Consider the following 17,711-nt stretch of genomic DNA (forward strand, 5'->3'; position numbering starts at 1 on the left):
GTTTCATTCGATTTCCATTATGTTTTTCCTTTCGGAGGCTCGTTTCCGGCCGTTATGTTATTCGATTTTTTGTATGTTTTTCGCCCCTTGCCTTCCCGTCTTTGCGATCTGTGCTATAATTTTGGCGTGTGCTCAAATGGTTTCCTTTCTAAATGAAAACGCTAACAGAAACAAAGGAGGGTCAGAATGATCGGTCGTCAAGCAATCCGAAACCGGTCTTTATTCGTCAAATTGCTGCTGTCCATGACGGTCATCGTTCTTGTCACCGTCATCTCGATTTCCACGGTGACGTATATGATTTCGGCCGATACGAGTATCCAGAACTCGATCGGGTACAATCAATCGATCCTGGAGCAGCAGCGGGAACTGATTCATAAAGAATTGAACGCCGTCAAAAATATCGCCTCGAGCATGGTCATGACTCAGTCGTATTTATTCAACACGATTAACGATAAGATAAGCGTCGGCTCGCTGATCGACTTGTCCCGTGTCGTGGATGAGCAGCAGAAGCTGAGCCCGTATGTCGATTCGATCTATCTCGCCTACGGCAAGCTGGATCTCGTTCTGACCTCCCGGTCCGATATCAAAATGTCCCCTTTGTCTTCGTTCGCCGACCGCTCCTGGCTTCCCGAGATGAACGAGGAATCCGGCAGCCGGACGGTATGGCTAACCGGACGTCCGAACGGACTTGCGCAGGGGAAGCCGGCCACCAGCCTGATGCAGAAAATGCCGCTCATCGGCCCGGTCGAAGGCGCCATCCTCATGAATTTGAAGCTCGACTTGCTTTTTAGGGACTATCTCGGCCATTACCGCAACAAGAAGGGGACGACTCTTGTACTCGGGCCGCACGGCGAGCTGCTCTATAGCGAGACGGACGATGCAACGCAGCTGGCGTCCCGGCTGGACGCCACAGCGTTAACTTCTGCGGGAAGCGGATCGTATGTTTTCGATCGCCATTGGATCGTCACCTATACGACCTCCGAGCTGACCGGCTGGAAGTTCGTCAATGTAACCAAGCAATCGATGCTTCTCCAAGGCTTGGACCGGATTAAAATACTTGTGGCGGCCGTTTCCGTTCTATACGTTACGGCTGCTCTGGCCCTATCATTTTATATTTCGCAGCGGCTGTATCGCCCTCTGAAAAACGTCGTAGCATATATTAACGGTTCGTCCTCCGGCGATGGGGCAAGCCCGGAATCCGCCCCGCCGCCCGCCGACGAAGCGAGCTTCATCCGGCAATCGTTCGAATGGCTCCGGCACAGCCGGGAAGCGATTCTAAACGAGAAGACGCGGGTGGAGACGCTCCTCGGAGCGAATCGGTCGGCGATCAAGGAGAAATATTTGAGCGATCTTGTCAAAGGTAAAGCGGTTTCCCGGCAGAATACCGGACTCGAGAAGGACGCAGCGGAGCTGCTTGGGCTAAAGCTGGATTTTGCAACGTTTGCCATCCTTACTCTCGAGCTGGAGGAGCCGGCGCTGCTTCAAGATTCGACCGGCAAGCTTCGCTTTCACCTGTTACAGTACGGCGTTATCGAAGAGCTCGAACCCGAAATCGACGGCGAAATCTTTGCCAGGGACGATGAACGAACCGTCATCCTCCTCACTGTACCGTCCGGCGAGGAAGAAGTTCCGGTCGAGCTGGCCAGGAGGCTACAGCAGGCGATTGAGGGCCGTTATGGAGTAACGGCGACGATCGGTCTTAGTCGCATCCACTCCGGCGTACAGTCGGTCCAGTCCGCTTACGAGGAATCGGTTGAAGCGCTCAGCCTCAAGATGTATGTCGGCAAGGGAGAAATTGTGCCCTATTCGATCGTAAGCAGCTGGAAGCAGGACGAGGAAACGTACTATTACCCGTACGAGCTGGAAACAAAGCTGCTTCAGGCGCTGCTGCAGCTGGACGAAGCGGAATGCGCGGAGATCATCAGCCGGATAACGCGGGAAGTAACCGCCCGCAGGCTGGGGAAAGCCAATGTGCAGCAGCTCTTCTTCCAGTTAAGCGGAGAAATCGTCAAGACGCTGGTCCAAACCGGAGGGGATATGTCCGTCGTATTCGGCGAGCGGCCATTCACGCCGACCGGCATCCAGACGATACGCGATATGGAGACCCGCTTGCTGGAGTTGTGCGCCCGGATCATCGCCCATAACCGGGAGAAGCGGCTGAAGCTGAACGACATGACGCTGCAGCTCGCCATCGAATTCATGGAGAAAAACTACAACAACAATATTACGATCGAAACGGTAGCCGGACACGTGCAGCGAAGCACCTCTTTTTTGAGCCGAATTTTCAAGGAAGCTACAGGCACGACGATCAACGACTATTTGATCCATCTTCGGATCGGGCGGGCCTGCGAGCTGCTGCGGCAGCCGAAATATACGCTCGAGGACGTTTGCCGGGAAATCGGTTATTCCAATGTCAGTTACTTCAACAAGCTGTTCAAGTCGCGTACCGGGCATACGCCGGGGCAATACCGGCTGCTGCAGGTTTCGGAGCAAAGCGCCGCAGGGAAACGGAGCGAGCCGGGAACGTCATAACGAAAAATGAAACAGCGACAGCCGCGGACGAGATAAAAGAGTCCTGGACTGTCGCTGTTTCATTTAACTAATCGTTGTATGCAATGTGTTCCTGTCAAGGGAATACGGCAGAAATTAAAGCGTTTTCCGCATGAATTCCATCGTATACTTTTCGGTAAAGCCAAGGCTGTCATACAGATTTCTGGCATAATTCCCGACAACACACCAAAGGTTGACGTTCGCATGGCCACGCCGATAGATCTCGTTGCATAAATACATAACAAACTTTCTTCCGATCCCGCGCCCCTGAAAGTCCGTACGGACGGAAACACTGCCGATTTCATTACCGGGAAGGTTGCTATAGGCGACGATTTCCCCATTTAATACGTAGACGAAACGGTTTTCCGCACCCTCTTTCCAAATGCTTCGTTCTTTTTCACTGGGCTCTGCAATTACGGAATCAGGAAAGCACCCTACACGGACGCGCATTTCATGAAAAGCAGCAGCATAGAACGACTGACTGGCAAAATAGTCTTCGTCCGTATACGGCCTCACCGGAAGCTCCTCCAGAGGAAAGGGATCGCCGGTTCTCTGCATGTATGTCGATGAAAAGTATTTGTCATAACCGAGCTTGCGCGCAAACGCCTGAGAGGATGGATGACCGGCTCGAAAGGAACTCCTGACTTTTTGGGTTCCGCCCGCCCGCAATTCGGATTCAACATAGTTTACCACTGCAGAACCGATTCCTTGCCTGCGAAACTGCGGAGCGACAAACACCGTTAAATAGGACTGAGGTGCAGGCTCGTTCATTTGGGCCAGAGCAACAAGCTTATCCTCTATATACGCCGTAATAAACAATTTCGGATATTCGGCAAGCACCCGAAGAATGTCTTCACCCGCCTCGACGTCATGGCTTAACAATTGTTTGACGGCATGATAATCTTTTTCGCTGAATGGTTCGTAACGGATACTTGCTATATTCATCAGCCTTCGATTCCTCCCTTTTCAGGTCTACGGTCAACCAACGATACCAAATCGGCCTTAAAAAAGGAAGGGAAAGAATATTTTATGATAATGTATCCTGACCTGCTCTTATGCGAAAGGCTGCCTAAACTGCCGGCAGCCAAATGATGTTTAGCATTCGAGTCCGTATCGTTCAACGATTGTCGGATAGAGTAGTTAATCGTCCGAGTTCACCACCCGCTACCGCTCCTTTGCCGACCAGGTACCACACTATAGAATGTCCTTTCCTTCAGAACCGTCCGCTTCACAATTGTAGGTTTGTGCTCCACTTTGGTTATGTCGGTTACCCCTCCCTTTTGCTTCTTTAGGGTCAGAATCAATATTTTTCCATGTACCGTATTCATATCGTTTCTCAACCGCGTCGACACAAAGTTGCCTAAGGACGATGCGGCGACTCGTCGCCTCATTTGACCGTGGATGTCACGCTCCTGACTCACGCTGACCGGGTGAAGCACGTGAGGATGTGCGCCCAGAACGGCATTGACGCCTTGTTTAAATAAAAAATGGATCAGCCGCTTTTGTTTAGGGTTGGGCGACGAACGATACTCTTTTCCGAAATGCAAGTACGCGATAATAAAATCCGTTTTGTTTTTCAATCTACGAATATCCGCTGCCATCTTGTTCGGATCGATGCGATTGACCATCCACCGCTGCGGTACATGAATGGAGCTCGTCCCCGATGTATAGCTTAAAAATCCGATTTTGACACCTTTCACATTTAATATTAAATCCCGCTTCGACTCCTCGAATGTACGAAACGTTCCGGTATGCTTCAAGCCGTTCTTATCAAGGACGGCTAATGTTCGCTTTAATCCCGCTGCTCCGCCGTCCATACAATGATTGTTTGCCGTGGTCAACAAGCGAAATCCGACACGTTTAAGAGCCGAAGCCAGCTCGTCGGGACAATTGAAAACCGGACGGCCGGTTTGCGGATGGCGTCGCTCATTCGGGCAATTGCCCGTAGGACATCTTCGGACTACCCCAAGCGTCCTCTTACCGGAGAACGTCGTCTCCAAATTGCCGATCGTTACATCATGCTTGGATAAATAAGATTTGACCTTGCCAAAAATGGGTTCAAACTTATAAGCGCTCTGCTGTTTAGCCGAAGATACGATTTCACTCTTCATCAAAATATCTCCGACGGCGGCAATCGTTATTTTCATCGCGTCTCTCCCTTCTTCCCTATGCTCAACTTATTCAAGCCAAAACCGTTTGCTCGCTCCCTGGACGATCGCCTACAATCCGTTTCCATATAGGTGAATATAGTATATTGGAATACCTAGCGAGGAGACTGATTTATGAATAAACCGGCGAAAGGGATCAAATGGGATCATTATATGGAGCTCAAGAAGGACGGTAAGCTGAAGAGCCACATTCCCGATACGATGAAATTGAACAAACGAAACCTGATCAGCATGCTCTCCAAGTATAAGAAGGTTTACTTAAAGCCGAATGTGGGTGCTTTCGGTATAGGAATAATGCGGGTTCATTCCATCGCCGAAGGAAAGAAACCCGCCTTCGTCGTGCATAGCGGGAGCCGCCAAAAGAAGCTAAATTCGAACGATCAGCTTTACGCATATGTAACGGAAAACCTAGTTCGTCCGGATTATCTCGTGCAGCAGGCGATCAATCTGCTCCAATGGAAAAAGCGTCCTTTTGACGTGCGGTTAATGATGACCAAGCAACGGAACAACATTTGGCTGAATAAAGGTTTCGTCGGCCGCGCCGCACACCCGAAAAAAATTGTAACGAACATACGCAGCGGCGGGACTGCCGTATCGATCGAAGATTTGCTCGATCCATACACCGACCGAGGGACGAAAACGAAAATCAAGAGAAAGCTTAACGAGTTGGGAAGACGCGTATGCGAACGATTGGAACCTAAATACGCAGGCATTCGATTATTCGGGATCGATGTCGGATTGGACGATAAACTAAAACCGTGGTTGATCGAAGTGAACACGCGACCGGAGAAAATTTGCTGGAAATGTTTGCGGAAGCTATACGATAAAACTTCCGCTTCCCGTAAATGAGTGGGGTAACTTATAAGACATTTGGCTTGATTGCAAAGAAAGGCTGCCGAATCGGCAGCCTCTTCCTCCATAGTCCCTCTTCCGATAAGCGGCGATCCGACTTGTTCATTTAATGATTGGGGTCTTCGTCACTTTTGTATTCCAAAATATCTCCGGGCTGACATTGCAAAGCTTTGCAAATCGCCTCTAAAGTTGAAATTCGAATCGCTTTGGCCTTTCCATTTTTCAATATGGAAAGGTTGGCCATTGTGATTCCAACCCTTTCGGAAAGTTCCGTTACGCTCATTTTTCGTTTCGCCAGCATGACATCTATATGGATTATAATCGCCATGTTATTCACCTCAGACCGTCAAATCATTTTCTGATTTTATATCAATCGCTTCTTTTAAAAGCTTTTGGAGAACGGCAGCAAAAACGGCAATCACCATGGAGGCAAAAATCAGGACCAATCCGATTAGGATGACACCCGGGGCATCGTCTCTCTCCGCCATGAGATAGAAAAGCGGCATGCCCAGTACATATACGCCACTGATTGTGACAGCACAGTATGTTATATTTTTTAAAGCTCGTACGGATAATTCCGAGAAAGCTTTGTTCTTGTCAATATAGCATAAAAGTTTAAAAGCTTGATACAGAGCAAAGTAAAAAGGTATCGCCGATACATACAAATCGATAAAAATGAGATATTTCAAGTAAGTATGATCCGGATACAATTCCGCTGCATAATTCGCGATCTCGGGCACCAAAAATATGCACAAAGCAAGTACCGGGATTCCAATAAGAATAACAGCTACCTTTAAAAAGAGCGTTGTTCCTCGTTTCATAATGTGCACCTCACTTCGTTATTGTCAGCTTGAATATAACATAACATTTATCGTTTTACAATATATTTTGATTGTTATACATTGTATTATGATTGTTTTCGTTCAACGCCGCGGCGCAAATAATGAAGGCCGGTCTACTCTCCTGGAAGGAAGTATTCCGGCCTTCTTATTTTCCTTTTAGAAGTCAAGAAGAATGTTCATTCTCTCCCACAGGACGGGTCCCCGTTCTCCCTCCGACCAGGGAATGAAATGCGGCTGCATGATTTCGTGCCAGTTGTTCGGAGCGATGGGCGCCGGCCACGTTCTTCGAGTCGCCCGGATTTCGCCCCTTGGCGCCGGTTGTTCCTGATACGAAAAGATTATATTTTCGTGCGCGCCGATCATATAGGTCGGATTAAAGCTTTCCGGCGTCTCCTCCTGCTTGGCGTGATGATAAAAGACGTAGCTGCCGTACATCTCCGGCTTCAGCCGCGCCAGCGAGCCGATCCGCTCCCGGACGGTATGCCCGCTGCGGGATTTCGACGGCTCAGCCTCCCCGTCGTGATAAATATCGAGCATGGGCACCGCCAGTCGGCCGCCGCTCTTCTGCCCCGGCCATATCTCCAGCATTTCGTGGCAACCATCGGGCCATTCCCATTCGAATTCTTCGCCAGCCGTCTCGAGATAAAGAAATAAACCGCCCTCTTTCTCGAACAGACAGCCGCCATGCATGCCCTGCCGCCGAAGCTCCCTCCCCCAGCGGGTACCGGTATCCTCCAACAACCGGACGAAGCCGTCGCGTGTCCCTTCCTTCAACTGCGCCCGATACATCCGTCTTTGTATCATGATTCGATCCTGTAGAAACGCCGGGCGTTGCCCGCACGAATCTTTCCTTTCTCCTCTTCGGTCTGCTCGTTCGGCAGCAGCGCCTCGAACAAGGCGATGACGTCTCCATAGCCGCCGGCCTGCAAGGCTACCGGCCAATCGCTGCCGAAGAGAAGCCGGTCGCAGCCGAACAGCTGCATCAGCCGGTCAATGTAAGGCTGAAGAAGGACCGGAAAGGATCCGCCGGCCATCGTGATCATGCCGGAAAGCTTGACCGCCACGCCGGGAAGCCGGGAAAGATGTACCATGCCGGTCCGCCACGGCTCCATTCGCTGCTCTCGGACGGCCGGACAACCGAGATGGTTGACGACCGCCTTCAACGCAGGCAACTTCTCCAGGTACGATGCGACGCCCATCAGATCATCAGGTTGGACGAGCAGGTCCAGCGTCAGCCCGGCTTGCAGCAAACGGCCGAGCGCTGCCTGCAGCTTGTTCCGGTCGTCCGCGGACCGTCCCCCGCGAAAGGCGCTGCCGTTGATCCTGACCCCGGTGAAGCGGGAGTGCGCTTGCAGCAACTGGAGCTGCTCGGCGAAGCGCTCCGCGAATGGGTCAAGCCCGCCGCTAACAGCCGCAGCAACCGGACCGCTCCGCGTCAGGTCAAGCAGGTACGCCGCTTCCTCCGCCGTAGGGGCGGCCTGGACAGCGACAACCGCCTCGACACCGTACGTTCGAAGCTCCGGAAGCAGCTGCTCCGGCAAGTAATCCCGATAAAGCAGCGCGTTCTCCTGCTTCAGCCAGCCATAATCGCCGCGCTCCGGCTGCCAGAAATGAACGTGGCTGTCTACGTACACGGCGCTTCGCCCCCTTGCCTGCTCCGCCCGCTTAACAGCGGAACGGAGGAATAACGGTTCTCCCACGGCCCGTCGTAGCTTGGCGCATTTACATACCGCTCCATGCCGAGCCTCAACCGGATGCCCGCTCCGGGCTTCAGACGGACAGCCAGCCACTTGTCCCGGATCTCGACGGACGTCTCTTGCGGACGGTTATCGAGACCGAGCCGCTGCGCTGACATGAACCGGTGCTCGCCAAACGTCCCCGCCTGGATGACGATCTCCCGTTCGTCGAACAGGCTCGTATTGCAGAGCTGAAGCGTTGCGCTATCGGCCGCCAGCGCTTCTACGAGTGCCGAAACCCCCGCAGGAAGACCCGGGCGTCGCTCCTGCGCGTCAAAGTAGCGCACCCGCGCATGCTGCAAGCCGCCGTGCGAGATGTGCATTGGCCCGCCCAGCGTCAACTGCACAAGGGCCTCGAAGTATAGCGGGCACATTTCCTGCCAAATATGAATGCTTGAAAAGTTTCCGTCATGGAAGCCGCTGCTCCAATTGCGCGGATCGCCCTCGTCCGAGCGCATCCGTTCCAGCTGCCGGCCGACAAGCTCCATATTGGCGGCCAATATGGTTTCCGGATAATCCGGATTGCGGCCGCGAATGTACTGGAACCAAGGCTCCGTGTTGCCGATATAGTGCTTCGTCTCCCTTCCGGTTCGGCCATCCCTCCCCGATACGACCGGCACGATGACTTCATTCCAGTCGTGATCCTTCGGAATCCGCTCGATCCGCCGCAAATCTTCATCCGCCATCGACATCGTCCATAGATAGATCGGATACTTGAGCAGCGGTTTGCGCCAATCGCTCCAGCCGCGATCCCCATGCTTGTTCGGAACGAGTACTTGTCCGTTCTCCTCCCGGCGCAGCTCCCAGTTCGCGTCGAGCTGGGAACGGGCCAGCGCCAGGCGGTTCATGTCCCCCGTCAGCAAAACGGCGTTCATGCACGCGTTCGTCAGCGGCTCGATGATCGTCATGAAGCCGTGCGGCCACCTCCAGCCGTAGTACCCGCCCCACCATTTGCCGTCGTTATATTCGCCGATCTTGCCCGTCAGACCGATATTGTCAGGGATAATCCCGCCGTTAAGAAGGGTTCTCTCCTCCCAGGCGGCGAGATAATCGGTCACCCATTCGCGGAACGTCTCCTCGCCCGTATGCATGTAGGCGTGTGCGATCAAGCCGCTGGCGTTCAGATTCAAAGGAACGTCTCCGCGGTTCATCCGCTCGTTCATCGTCGCGATCAGCTGCCGATACACCTCGTCGTCCGACCAGGAGCACTTACCGCTCGCATAATCTACGCCCGGAATGTCCTCGTAAGGAGCCGGATAGTGGTCGAGGATGCCGCGATGCGTGCTCCAATCCTCCTCCGACACGGTAAAGCGTGGCCCCCTGCTCCCGTTCAGAGGCGACCGGATCAGCCGAAGTGCTTTATCGTAGTTCCGGGCATCCGGATCGTCTCCCGTATACATGCGGGCGAAGCGAACCGACCGCTGCCGATCCTTCAATGTTGCCGGTCCGGCAAGCCCCAAGAAGTACAAGAATAAATATCCTTCCCCGTGATGCATCCAATCGTAGTAGGCGTCGAATTCTTTATGAATTTGTCCGTACTCCGTCCATTGCCATGTGATGGCTTCCCATATTTTTCGCGACACGTCGTGCAACTCCGGGCTTCCTCCTAACACGTAAAGCAGTGCCAGGTTCATGAACCCTTCATACGGGTCGTCCGAGCCGTCCATCCCCGGCCATTCCTTCTGCCAGATCAGACTGCCGTCCGGCTGAGTATAACGCTCGACGAACTCCTTCGCCGCCTGATTCAAGCTTGTGATCAGCCATTGCTCCCTCAATGCCCACGCCGGGGGCACCATTCGTTCTGTCGCTTCGATCAGCGGCAGTTCGTTTCCCTGCTCCTTCACGATGGGCTCCTCCTATTCTTTGAACAGCTTCTTGCCTTGGAACAGGGCGTACACCCGATCCAGCTCCTCCGGTTCCAGTCCCTTCCCGTCGCAGTATGTCATGTTCGTGCGGAGTACTTCCCGAGTCGCCGCACCAGTAAGCGTAACGTGAACGGCCGGCTGCGCCAGGCTGAAGCGCATAGCCGGCTCGACAAGACCGTGCGGCTCCCGCTTGCGCAAAAAGCGCAGCTGCTCGATACGCTCCGCCGCTTCCTCCACGATAGTCCGGTTCAGAAACGGTGCCGGCGTGTCGGCGAGCAGCCCGAGTCCGAGCACGCTGCCATTGATGACGCCGATCCCCGCCTCCGCCGCCAGTGGAAGCAGCTCGTCCTTGGCCGTATGGTCGATCAGCATGTACCGCGCATAAAACTGGATGCTGTCGAACCGGTTCAGCCTGACGAAGCGCATCAGGAGCGGAAGGACCCGGGTCGAGACGCCGATATAACGGATCTTACCGTCCTCCCGCAGCTTCTCGAGCGCCGGAAGCGTCTCGCCCACGATCGTCTCGTACGGCACCTGCTCGGCATCGTGGATTTGCATGAGATCGATCCAGTCGGTTTCTAGCCGCTCGAGACTTTGTTCAACGGACCGGATCGTCTCCTCATAACGAAACGATTCATCGGGTCCCACCGCTTTCGAGGCCAGAATAACTTGATTGCGTTTCCCTCCACGCAGCGCGCGGCCGATCCGTCGTTCCGATTCACCTCGGCCATAACGGGGAGCCGTGTCGATTATATTGATGCCGCCGTCGATCGCCTCATGGATCATCTTCTCGACTTCACGCTCATCGGTCGGTCCGAAAACTCCAGCCAGCGGTGCGCCGCCAAGACCGAGCTTCGACACGCGAAGGCCGGTTCGGCCAAATGTAGTGTATTCCATTTCATGATCCCTCCTACTGTAGATTGTATAGATCCTCCCTTATAATGAAATAGTCAGAGTTCTTCATCTTATAGCATATCTTCTCTACATGATGGAAAGGCGGCGCGAATCGGATGGAGTTTATTTTTACGAAACCGATCGGACTGACCGATCTCACGGTGCTCGAGGTTGGTACGCAGGTTTGTACCCCGGCTATGAAGTTTGGTCCGGCGGTACGGGATATGTACATTCTTCATTACATCCACAGCGGTTACGGCACTTATTCGGCGGGGGGCAGCCGGGAGCCGGTCGGACCCGGCGGGCTGTTCCTCGTCGTGCCGGACACCGTCCATGCGTATTGGCCCGATCCGGACGAGCCTTGGCACTATTCGTGGTTCGGCTTCGCGGGTACGATGGCGGCCCGACTCGGCAAACAGGCCGGGTTCACCGGACCTGCTCCCGTCCGGTCTCCCGATCCGGCCGTGTCCGTCGCTCCGCTGTTTCACGATTTGCTCGCCCTGCGTGAAGAACCCGCCAAAGAGCTCCTGCTCACCGGGCTGCTGTACCGGATCTTCGGCACGTTGGCCGTCCCGGACGATACGCCACCGCTACGCCACGACGTCGGCCTTCACGTGAGGAAAGCCGTCTCCTTCATCAACGCCCGTTACGCCGATCCAATCGGGCTTGCGGACATTTCGGCCCATATCGGGCTTGACACCAAATACGTATGCCGGCTCTTCCGGCAGCGTCTGTCCATGTCTCCTTATCGGTATTTGACCGATGTTCGGATGAGGAAAGCTTGCCGCCTTCTCCGCGGACAGCTGCTTGGAATCGCCGAAATCGCACGCTCTGTCGGGTACCAGGACCCTCTTCTCTTTTCAAGAATTTTCAAACGAATAATAGGCCTTTCCCCTTCCGCTTACAGAGAGAGGGCCAAACTGGAGAACCGCGAATGATGGCGATGAGGGCATATCATCCATGAAATGTACGTCATTTTTGCCCCAACAAAACAGGCCGCCTCGCCGGATTATGCATTTCCGGCAAGACAGCCTGTTTTCATTTTCTTTATCTATCTTTTCTTGTGCGTTTCTGCGCGTAAAAACTTCTCAAAATCTTCGGAAGAAAGCGGATGACTGAACAGATAGCCCTGGATATAATCACACTCCAAGCTTTGCAGTACTTCCAACTGTTCTTGCGTTTCCACTCCCTCTGCGACGACCTTGAGCTTTAAGCCGTGAGCCATATCAATGATCGCTTTGACAAGCGATCGGTTTACCGGCTCTGTATCGACCCCGCGGACGAAGCTTTTATCCACTTTCAGAACGTGGAGCGGATATTTTATTAAATAGCTCAATGACGAATGCCCCGTTCCGAAATCGTCGATGGCTACTTCGACTCCCAACGCATGGAGCTCGCCCAGTACTTGCAAAATAAACTCGATGTTATGCAAGCTGATGCTCTCCGTAATTTCGAAACAGAGGTACTTCGGGTCCAATCCGGTTTCATCGAGAATTTCTTTTACTTTCTCCACCAGATGCTCCTGTTGGATTTGCCGGGCCGACAAATTGACGGAAACTTTTACGGGCATATACCCGTTGTCTTGCCATGTTTTGTTTTGCCTGCATACGGTTCGTATGACCCACTCGCCGATTTCGGAAATTAGACCGGTTTCCTCGGCGATCGGAATGAACTCGGAAGGGGGAATGTCCCCCAATTCCGGATAATGCCAGCGCAACAGCGCCTCGATTCCAGCGAGAGCACCCGATTGGGCATCTGCTTGCGGCTGGTAACGTACGGAAAGCTCCCCCTTTTCGATCGCCCTGCGCAAGCCGCTTTCCAGCTGCATCCTTCTCGTAACGGGCTGGAACATCTCCTCGGAATACAATTTATAGCTGTTGCGTGTCGACTTGGCGCGATACATCGCCCAATCCGCATGTTTGATCAAAGAATCCGCGTCCGTACTGTCGAAAGGGTATATCCCGATCCCGATGCTCGTTGTGATGAATACTTCGTGATCGCCGATCCGGAACGGTACAGCCAAGGCGTCGATGATGTTTTGCGCTACGATGGAAACATCCGACTCGTTTCTCAATCGGGGGAGAATGACGGTAAATTCGTCTCCTCCGAGACGGGCGACGGTATCGCTTTTTCGGACGCAAGATTTTAATCGCTTCGCTACCTGCTGCAGAAGCTGATCTCCTATGGCATGACCCAACGTATCGTTAATCGGCTTGAAACGGTCCAGATCAATAAACAGCAGTGCGACGCGCGTCTCTTGACGTGCGGCTAATAGAATCGCCTGTTGAAGCCTGTCGTGGAACAACGTTCGATTCGGCAAAGCGGTAAGCACATCATAGTGCGCGAGATATTTCAGATGTTCCTCAGACTGTTTACGCTCCGTAATATCGTAGAAAATGCCGATGTAGTGCGTAATTTGCCCTTTATCGTCGCGAACCGCATTTATGCTCAGCCATTCGAGAAACAATTCGCCGTTTTTCTTCCGGTTCCATATTTCGCCCTGCCAGCCCCCCGTTGCGTGAATCGACGCCCACATATTGATATAAAAGTCGGCATCCTGTTTACCGGAATGCAGCATTTTCGGCGTCTTGCCGAGCGCCTCTTCCCGGACATACCCCGTTGACTCGGAAAAGGCCGGATTCACCGATATGATCTCGCCTTTCGTATCGGTGATGATGATCCCCTCGCTGGCGTTTTCAAATACTTTGGCATGAAGCCGCAGTTCGTCTTCCGCCTGCTTCAGAACGGACACGTCCGAACAAATACCGACATAGTTGGTGATTTCGCCGTGTTCATCCCTAACCGCCGTAATGGTCATCCATTGGGGGTAGACGGTTCCGTCTTTTCGCTTGTTCCAAACCTCCCCATACCAGCTGCCGAAATCATGAATGGATGCCCACATGCCGTCATAAAAATCGGTCCCTTGAACGCCCGACTTCAACATATTCGGGTTTCGGCCGATAATTTCGTGTGCCTCATATCCGGTAATCCCGGTAAAGGCGGGGTTGACGTATTGAATGAGTCCGTTATGATCCGTGATCATAATCCCTTCTGACGCGGAATAGAAAACTCTGCCGTATAGATTCAACACTTCTTCCGCTTTGCGTCTTTCCAGCCGTACATTTGCCTGTTTTTTCTCGTACCCATAGATCGTAATCATTAACATAACGTATGAGATGGACAGGAACGCAAAATCTTTAAAGAGCTCTACGGTCAATTGCCCCGTCTTATCTGAACGATTGCCGGCGATGATCAAATCGAAAATGGTGATCCATATCGCACCGATCAATAGATAAGCAAACGTGAGTTTATACGCGGACATTCGATGGAAGGCCGATTGTCGTATCGATTTCATGGTTGTGCATCACCTGTCTTGGATTGGAGGTTGGCGATCAGGACTCTTTGCATCCCAAGCCTGCAATTCAGCGTTTATCTGCTGTTCTTCGGAGCACATATTGTTTCTCAAACTCTGCCGGCACAAGAGGCGGGCTGAAATAGTAACCTTGCACCTCATCGCATTGGGCTTCGATCAGGAAATCGACCTGCTCCTTCGTTTCAACACCTTCGGCTATCACTTTCAGATTGAGAAGGCGGGCCAACTCCATAATTGCCGTAACTACGGCTGTATCGATAGAATCGATATGAATTTCCTTAATAAACGAACGGTCGATTTTCAGACGGTCGACAGGTATACGCTTTAAATAACTTAGCGAGCTGTATCCCGTTCCAAAATCGTCGATGCTGATCTGTATACCCATTCCGCGAAGCTGGTTCAACTTATCCTTTGCATACACCTCTTCCATCATCAAACCTTCGGTGATTTCGAGTTCAAGACAACGGGGATCGATCCCGGTTGTTCTAACAACACGCTCTATTTTTGCAACAAGGTTTGCCTGATAAAATTGCAGCGGCGATAAATTGACGGATATTGTCGCATCGGACAGCCCTGCTTCCTGCCACGCTTTAAGCTGTCTGCATGCTTCAAACATAACCCATTCGCCGATGGGGATAATCAACCCGGTTTCTTCCGCCGTCGAAATGAACGCCCCTGGCAAAACGAGCCCTTTTACCGGATGCTGCCAGCGAATAAGAGCTTCCAGACCGATCAATTTTTTCGAACCGATATGGAATTTCGGTTGATAATATACCGAAAACTGATTGCGCTCAAGCGCCATGCGCAAATCGCTCTCCATCATGAGCTTGGAGGGACTATCATCGTTCATTTGCGGGGAGTAGAAAAGAAATCCGCTTCTGTTTTTCTTCGCGCGATACATGGCGATTTCGGCCTGCTTCAAAATCGTGCCGGCGGTGCAAAATCGATCGTCGAATTCCGATATTCCCGCACTGGCACTTATCGAATATCCCCTGCCATCGATCAGGAAAGGCGCTCCGAATTCCCGAATCAGGTTTTCCGCATATTGCGCAACCTCGTCAGCATCCGTTGTGCCGGACAACAGAAACGCGAATTCGTCCCCACCCATCCTCGCGATCAGTACGTTTGTTAAACAATTCGTACGCAATCGGCTAGCGATATTCGCAAGTATGATATCTCCGAAAGCATGTCCCAAAGAATCGTTATAAATTTTAAAACGGTCGATATCGAGCAGAATGACGGCCTTGCCGGTCGATCCGGTTCCGGCGTTATGTACAACCGACTCCAGCTTTTCCTGAAAGTATTTCCGATTGGGAAGTCCGGTTACATCATCGAAATAAGCGGCTTTGAACAATTTCTCCTCCACTTTTTGGCTTTTGAGGAAAGGCTCCTCAATCCCGGCCATATAGATTCCTTTCAGAAGGTAAAAATAGCCGACAATTTTATACAAGTGTCCGAAAAGGTTATAAATATCACTAACATCCTTATACAGCGTAAAAATAAATCCGCCGAACAGCAATATAACGAGGCCGTTAATGATGGACAAGTACGAAACTTGTTTTTCGATCGAATACTTGCGGAAGAGAAGTGCGATCACCAGAATCCGGATGAAGCAGAGCCCGTATTCCAGACCCTTTTTGAAAACGTTCGGACCTTGTTCTGCCGTAATCAAGACGGGCAAGCTGTCCCGGAAATAAAAAGTAAAGGTAAGGAGCAGCACCAGGCCGATGAAGGAGATTCCGAATCCGATCGCTCTCCGATTCGCGGAGAGTGTATTGTCCGGGACCGCATAAACGAATAGCAGGCCTAAAGCTTCCAACGTTCTGGCCATGATCCAGAGCCAGGTGGCAAGCTGTACATTGGAAAAAGCCCCCATTCCTTCGTACGTGAACGCATGCATGAGATCGGTAGTACCGATCATCAGGAACAGACAGGAAATCATCAGCCTTCGCCTGGAAAGCATGTGGGGAAGGACCAGCCACCCTTGGAGCGCCATCGAGAAGGATACGATTATGCTTAGTACTTCAAATATCGTGTGCATAACGACAAAGTATTCCGGTTTGTACACCCTATAAATCGGCTCGTAGAACACGGTAATGGCCACCATACAGAGCAATCCGGAAAAGATAACGTATAGGGTTCGTTTCTCGTCGACACTCAGCTCTTCGAATGGCTCCGTTTTTACCAATGATTTCACGGGAAACACACCCTTTTGAAATGGTCAAGCACTCCTACAACTATGTAATATAGTTCAATTGTACTAGTATACCCTTTTTGATAACTGTGAGCTTTGTCACACAGGGGATTATTCCATCGAGCCATTCCCGTAATTTATGAAAAACCGTCTCGGTTCGAATAACGGAAACAGCCTTCCGCGGCATGTCGGAAGGCTGTTTTAAAGCTGCTACTTGCTTAAGGCGATATTCACATCGGACTCCTTAACATCAAAATGAGTAAGGGCGTCTCGCTGATGGGGAATTCCGGAGGCTGGTGAAAGAGACCGTAAAAACGAGATTTGGCGCGGGTCGTAGCCTTATTCCTCTACGATGGCGATCGGACGGGTCCAGCCGGCACTCGCCTTTTCCACTTTGATCGGGAAGCAGCAAACTTTGAAACCGAACGGCTTCGGAATTTTGTCCAAATTGGCCAGTTTCTCGATCTGGCAATATTCCCGGTCTTTGCCGACATAATGCGCGGACCACAAGACGCCCTCACGCGGCTGCTTTTTATACGATTCCGCCTGAAGGTTCAGCGGAATATCCCAACCCCAGCCGTCGGTTCCGACAACTTTGATGCCTTGGTCCAGCAGCCAAATCGTTGCTTCTGCCGAAACACCGGCGTGCAAGAAAGCATAATGCTCGTGATATAGCCGTTTATCCGCATCGCTTCGAATAAGTACGATATCGAAAGGTTTCAGCGTATACCCGATCCGTTTCAGCTCGGCGATCAGGTCATCTGTCGTAATCTCATAACCCGGCGGCTTCGCGCTGAAATCAAGCACGACGCCGTCCGAATAAAACCATTCGAGCGGCAGCTCGTCAATGGTTCTTGCCCGTTCTCCTTCCGAAGTCGGCCAGTAGTGCCACGGCGCATCAATATGAGTCCCCGCGTGCGTATTAAGCGTTACCGTTTCCGTTGCCCAAGCCTTGCTTTCCGGAAAGTCGTCCGGTTTGAGGCCAAGTGCGGCAGCCGCCTGCAGCGCTCCGTCTTCATGGGACGCGTAATCGATCTTTGCCGGCAACGGCTCGCGGATGCGCGGACTAATCGTAACGCTCAAGTCGATCATCTTCATTCCAGTACTCCTCTCCCTCTTCTCCCGATTCAAGCCCATTATACCATATTGCACCATTTATCGTTTTTTGGGCAAAAAAAACGCCGCGATTATCGCGGCGACAATGAGATCCTATTTGCTGCTAACATCCTGTAATCTT

The 17,711-nt window shown here is 52.1% G+C and carries 14 protein-coding genes; 3 read left to right on the top strand and 11 right to left on the bottom strand.

Annotation, left to right across the window (positions count from 1 at the left end; translation table 11 throughout):
- The first annotated feature begins 186 nt into the window (after nt 1-186).
- Nucleotides 187-2,532 carry a helix-turn-helix domain-containing protein gene (locus FE783_RS16825; protein WP_138880541.1) on the top strand — a complete coding sequence of 782 codons (2,346 nt, stop codon included), beginning with the start codon at nt 187-189 and terminating at the stop codon, nt 2,530-2,532.
- Nucleotides 2,533-2,646: 114 nt separating this feature from the next.
- On the opposite strand, the gene FE783_RS16830 is transcribed toward FE783_RS16825, so the two are convergent.
- Complete coding sequence (locus tag FE783_RS16830) at nt 2,647-3,495, bottom strand: GNAT family N-acetyltransferase (RefSeq protein WP_138880542.1); 849 nt, start codon at nt 3,493-3,495, stop codon at nt 2,647-2,649.
- Between the two features lie 209 nt (nt 3,496-3,704).
- Nucleotides 3,705-4,697 carry a CapA family protein gene (locus FE783_RS16835; RefSeq protein WP_138880543.1) on the bottom strand — a complete coding sequence of 331 codons (993 nt, stop codon included), beginning with the start codon at nt 4,695-4,697 and terminating at the stop codon, nt 3,705-3,707.
- 135 nt (nt 4,698-4,832) lie between these two features.
- Between FE783_RS16835 and FE783_RS16840 the strand changes: the two genes are divergently transcribed.
- Nucleotides 4,833-5,567: a YheC/YheD family protein gene (locus tag FE783_RS16840; protein ID WP_138880544.1), complete on the top strand. Its 735-nt coding sequence runs from the start codon at nt 4,833-4,835 to the stop codon at nt 5,565-5,567.
- A 109-nt stretch (nt 5,568-5,676) separates the two neighbouring features.
- Here the strand turns inward: FE783_RS16840 and FE783_RS16845 are convergent, their stop codons facing one another.
- The 6 genes from FE783_RS16845 to FE783_RS16865 all read right to left on the bottom strand — a co-directional run bounded on the left by FE783_RS16845 (nt 5,677) and on the right by FE783_RS16865 (nt 10,910).
- On the bottom strand, nt 5,677-5,898 hold the full coding sequence (locus tag FE783_RS16845; RefSeq protein ID WP_138880545.1) for a helix-turn-helix domain-containing protein: 222 nt from the start codon (nt 5,896-5,898) through the stop codon (nt 5,677-5,679).
- Nucleotides 5,899-5,908: 10 nt separating this feature from the next.
- Nucleotides 5,909-6,391 (bottom strand): DUF2975 domain-containing protein, encoded by a 483-nt coding sequence (locus FE783_RS16850; protein ID WP_138880546.1) that lies wholly within the window; start codon nt 6,389-6,391, stop codon nt 5,909-5,911.
- 177 nt (nt 6,392-6,568) lie between these two features.
- Nucleotides 6,569-7,216, bottom strand: a complete 648-nt coding sequence (locus FE783_RS16855) for a hypothetical protein (RefSeq protein ID WP_138880547.1) — start codon at nt 7,214-7,216, stop codon at nt 6,569-6,571.
- Nucleotides 7,213-8,046, bottom strand: coding sequence for an amidohydrolase family protein (locus FE783_RS16860; RefSeq protein ID WP_158301863.1), 834 nt, complete (start codon nt 8,044-8,046; stop codon nt 7,213-7,215). The genes FE783_RS16855 and FE783_RS16860 overlap by 4 nt, the downstream gene beginning before the upstream one ends.
- A complete protein-coding gene (locus FE783_RS37605; protein ID WP_158301864.1) occupies nt 8,037-9,992 on the bottom strand; it encodes a DUF8034 domain-containing protein in 1,956 nt (651 codons plus the stop codon). Before FE783_RS37605 ends, FE783_RS16860 begins: the two co-directional genes overlap by 10 nt.
- 12 nt (nt 9,993-10,004) lie before the next feature.
- The gene (locus FE783_RS16865; protein ID WP_138880549.1) at nt 10,005-10,910 is read right to left on the bottom strand and encodes an aldo/keto reductase; all 906 of its coding nucleotides are present in this window, start codon (nt 10,908-10,910) and stop codon (nt 10,005-10,007) included.
- A 113-nt stretch (nt 10,911-11,023) separates the two neighbouring features.
- Here FE783_RS16865 and FE783_RS16870 point away from each other — a divergent pair, with 113 nt between their 5' ends.
- Nucleotides 11,024-11,845 carry an AraC family transcriptional regulator gene (locus FE783_RS16870; RefSeq protein ID WP_138880550.1) on the top strand — a complete coding sequence of 274 codons (822 nt, stop codon included), beginning with the start codon at nt 11,024-11,026 and terminating at the stop codon, nt 11,843-11,845.
- Nucleotides 11,846-11,958: 113 nt separating this feature from the next.
- Here FE783_RS16870 and FE783_RS16875 read toward each other — a convergent pair whose 3' ends face one another.
- From FE783_RS16875 to FE783_RS16885, 3 genes are all read right to left on the bottom strand, one after another.
- Complete coding sequence (locus FE783_RS16875; protein WP_138880551.1) at nt 11,959-14,262, bottom strand: EAL domain-containing protein; 2,304 nt, start codon at nt 14,260-14,262, stop codon at nt 11,959-11,961.
- 67 nt (nt 14,263-14,329) lie between these two features.
- Entirely contained in the window at nt 14,330-16,477 is a 2,148-nt protein-coding gene (locus tag FE783_RS16880) for a bifunctional diguanylate cyclase/phosphodiesterase (protein WP_138880552.1), read from the bottom strand.
- Nucleotides 16,478-16,813: 336 nt separating this feature from the next.
- Nucleotides 16,814-17,572 carry a cyclase family protein gene (locus tag FE783_RS16885; RefSeq protein ID WP_138880553.1) on the bottom strand — a complete coding sequence of 253 codons (759 nt, stop codon included), beginning with the start codon at nt 17,570-17,572 and terminating at the stop codon, nt 16,814-16,816.
- Nucleotides 17,573-17,711: the final 139 nt, after the last annotated feature.

It is taken from the genome of Paenibacillus mesophilus (assembly GCF_005938385.1).
GTDB classification, from domain to species: domain Bacteria; phylum Bacillota; class Bacilli; order Paenibacillales; family NBRC-103111; genus Paenibacillus_AB; species Paenibacillus_AB mesophilus.

Bases quoted from the DNA above. Each gene is read 5' to 3' on its own strand.
- FE783_RS16825 (WP_138880541.1), top strand. From the start codon at position 187: ATGATCGGTCGTCAAGCAATCCGAAACCGGTCTTTATTCGTCAAATTG.
- FE783_RS16830 (WP_138880542.1), bottom strand. From the start codon at position 3,495: ATGAATATAGCAAGTATCCGTTACGAACCATTCAGCGAAAAAGATTAT.
- FE783_RS16835 (WP_138880543.1), bottom strand. From the start codon at position 4,697: ATGAAAATAACGATTGCCGCCGTCGGAGATATTTTGATGAAGAGTGAA.
- FE783_RS16840 (WP_138880544.1), top strand. From the start codon at position 4,833: ATGAATAAACCGGCGAAAGGGATCAAATGGGATCATTATATGGAGCTC.
- FE783_RS16845 (WP_138880545.1), bottom strand. From the start codon at position 5,898: ATGGCGATTATAATCCATATAGATGTCATGCTGGCGAAACGAAAAATG.
- FE783_RS16850 (WP_138880546.1), bottom strand. From the start codon at position 6,391: ATGAAACGAGGAACAACGCTCTTTTTAAAGGTAGCTGTTATTCTTATT.
- FE783_RS16855 (WP_138880547.1), bottom strand. From the start codon at position 7,216: ATGATACAAAGACGGATGTATCGGGCGCAGTTGAAGGAAGGGACACGC.
- FE783_RS16865 (WP_138880549.1), bottom strand. From the start codon at position 10,910: ATGGAATACACTACATTTGGCCGAACCGGCCTTCGCGTGTCGAAGCTC.
- FE783_RS16870 (WP_138880550.1), top strand. From the start codon at position 11,024: ATGGAGTTTATTTTTACGAAACCGATCGGACTGACCGATCTCACGGTG.
- FE783_RS16875 (WP_138880551.1), bottom strand. From the start codon at position 14,262: ATGAAATCGATACGACAATCGGCCTTCCATCGAATGTCCGCGTATAAA.
- FE783_RS16885 (WP_138880553.1), bottom strand. From the start codon at position 17,572: ATGAAGATGATCGACTTGAGCGTTACGATTAGTCCGCGCATCCGCGAG.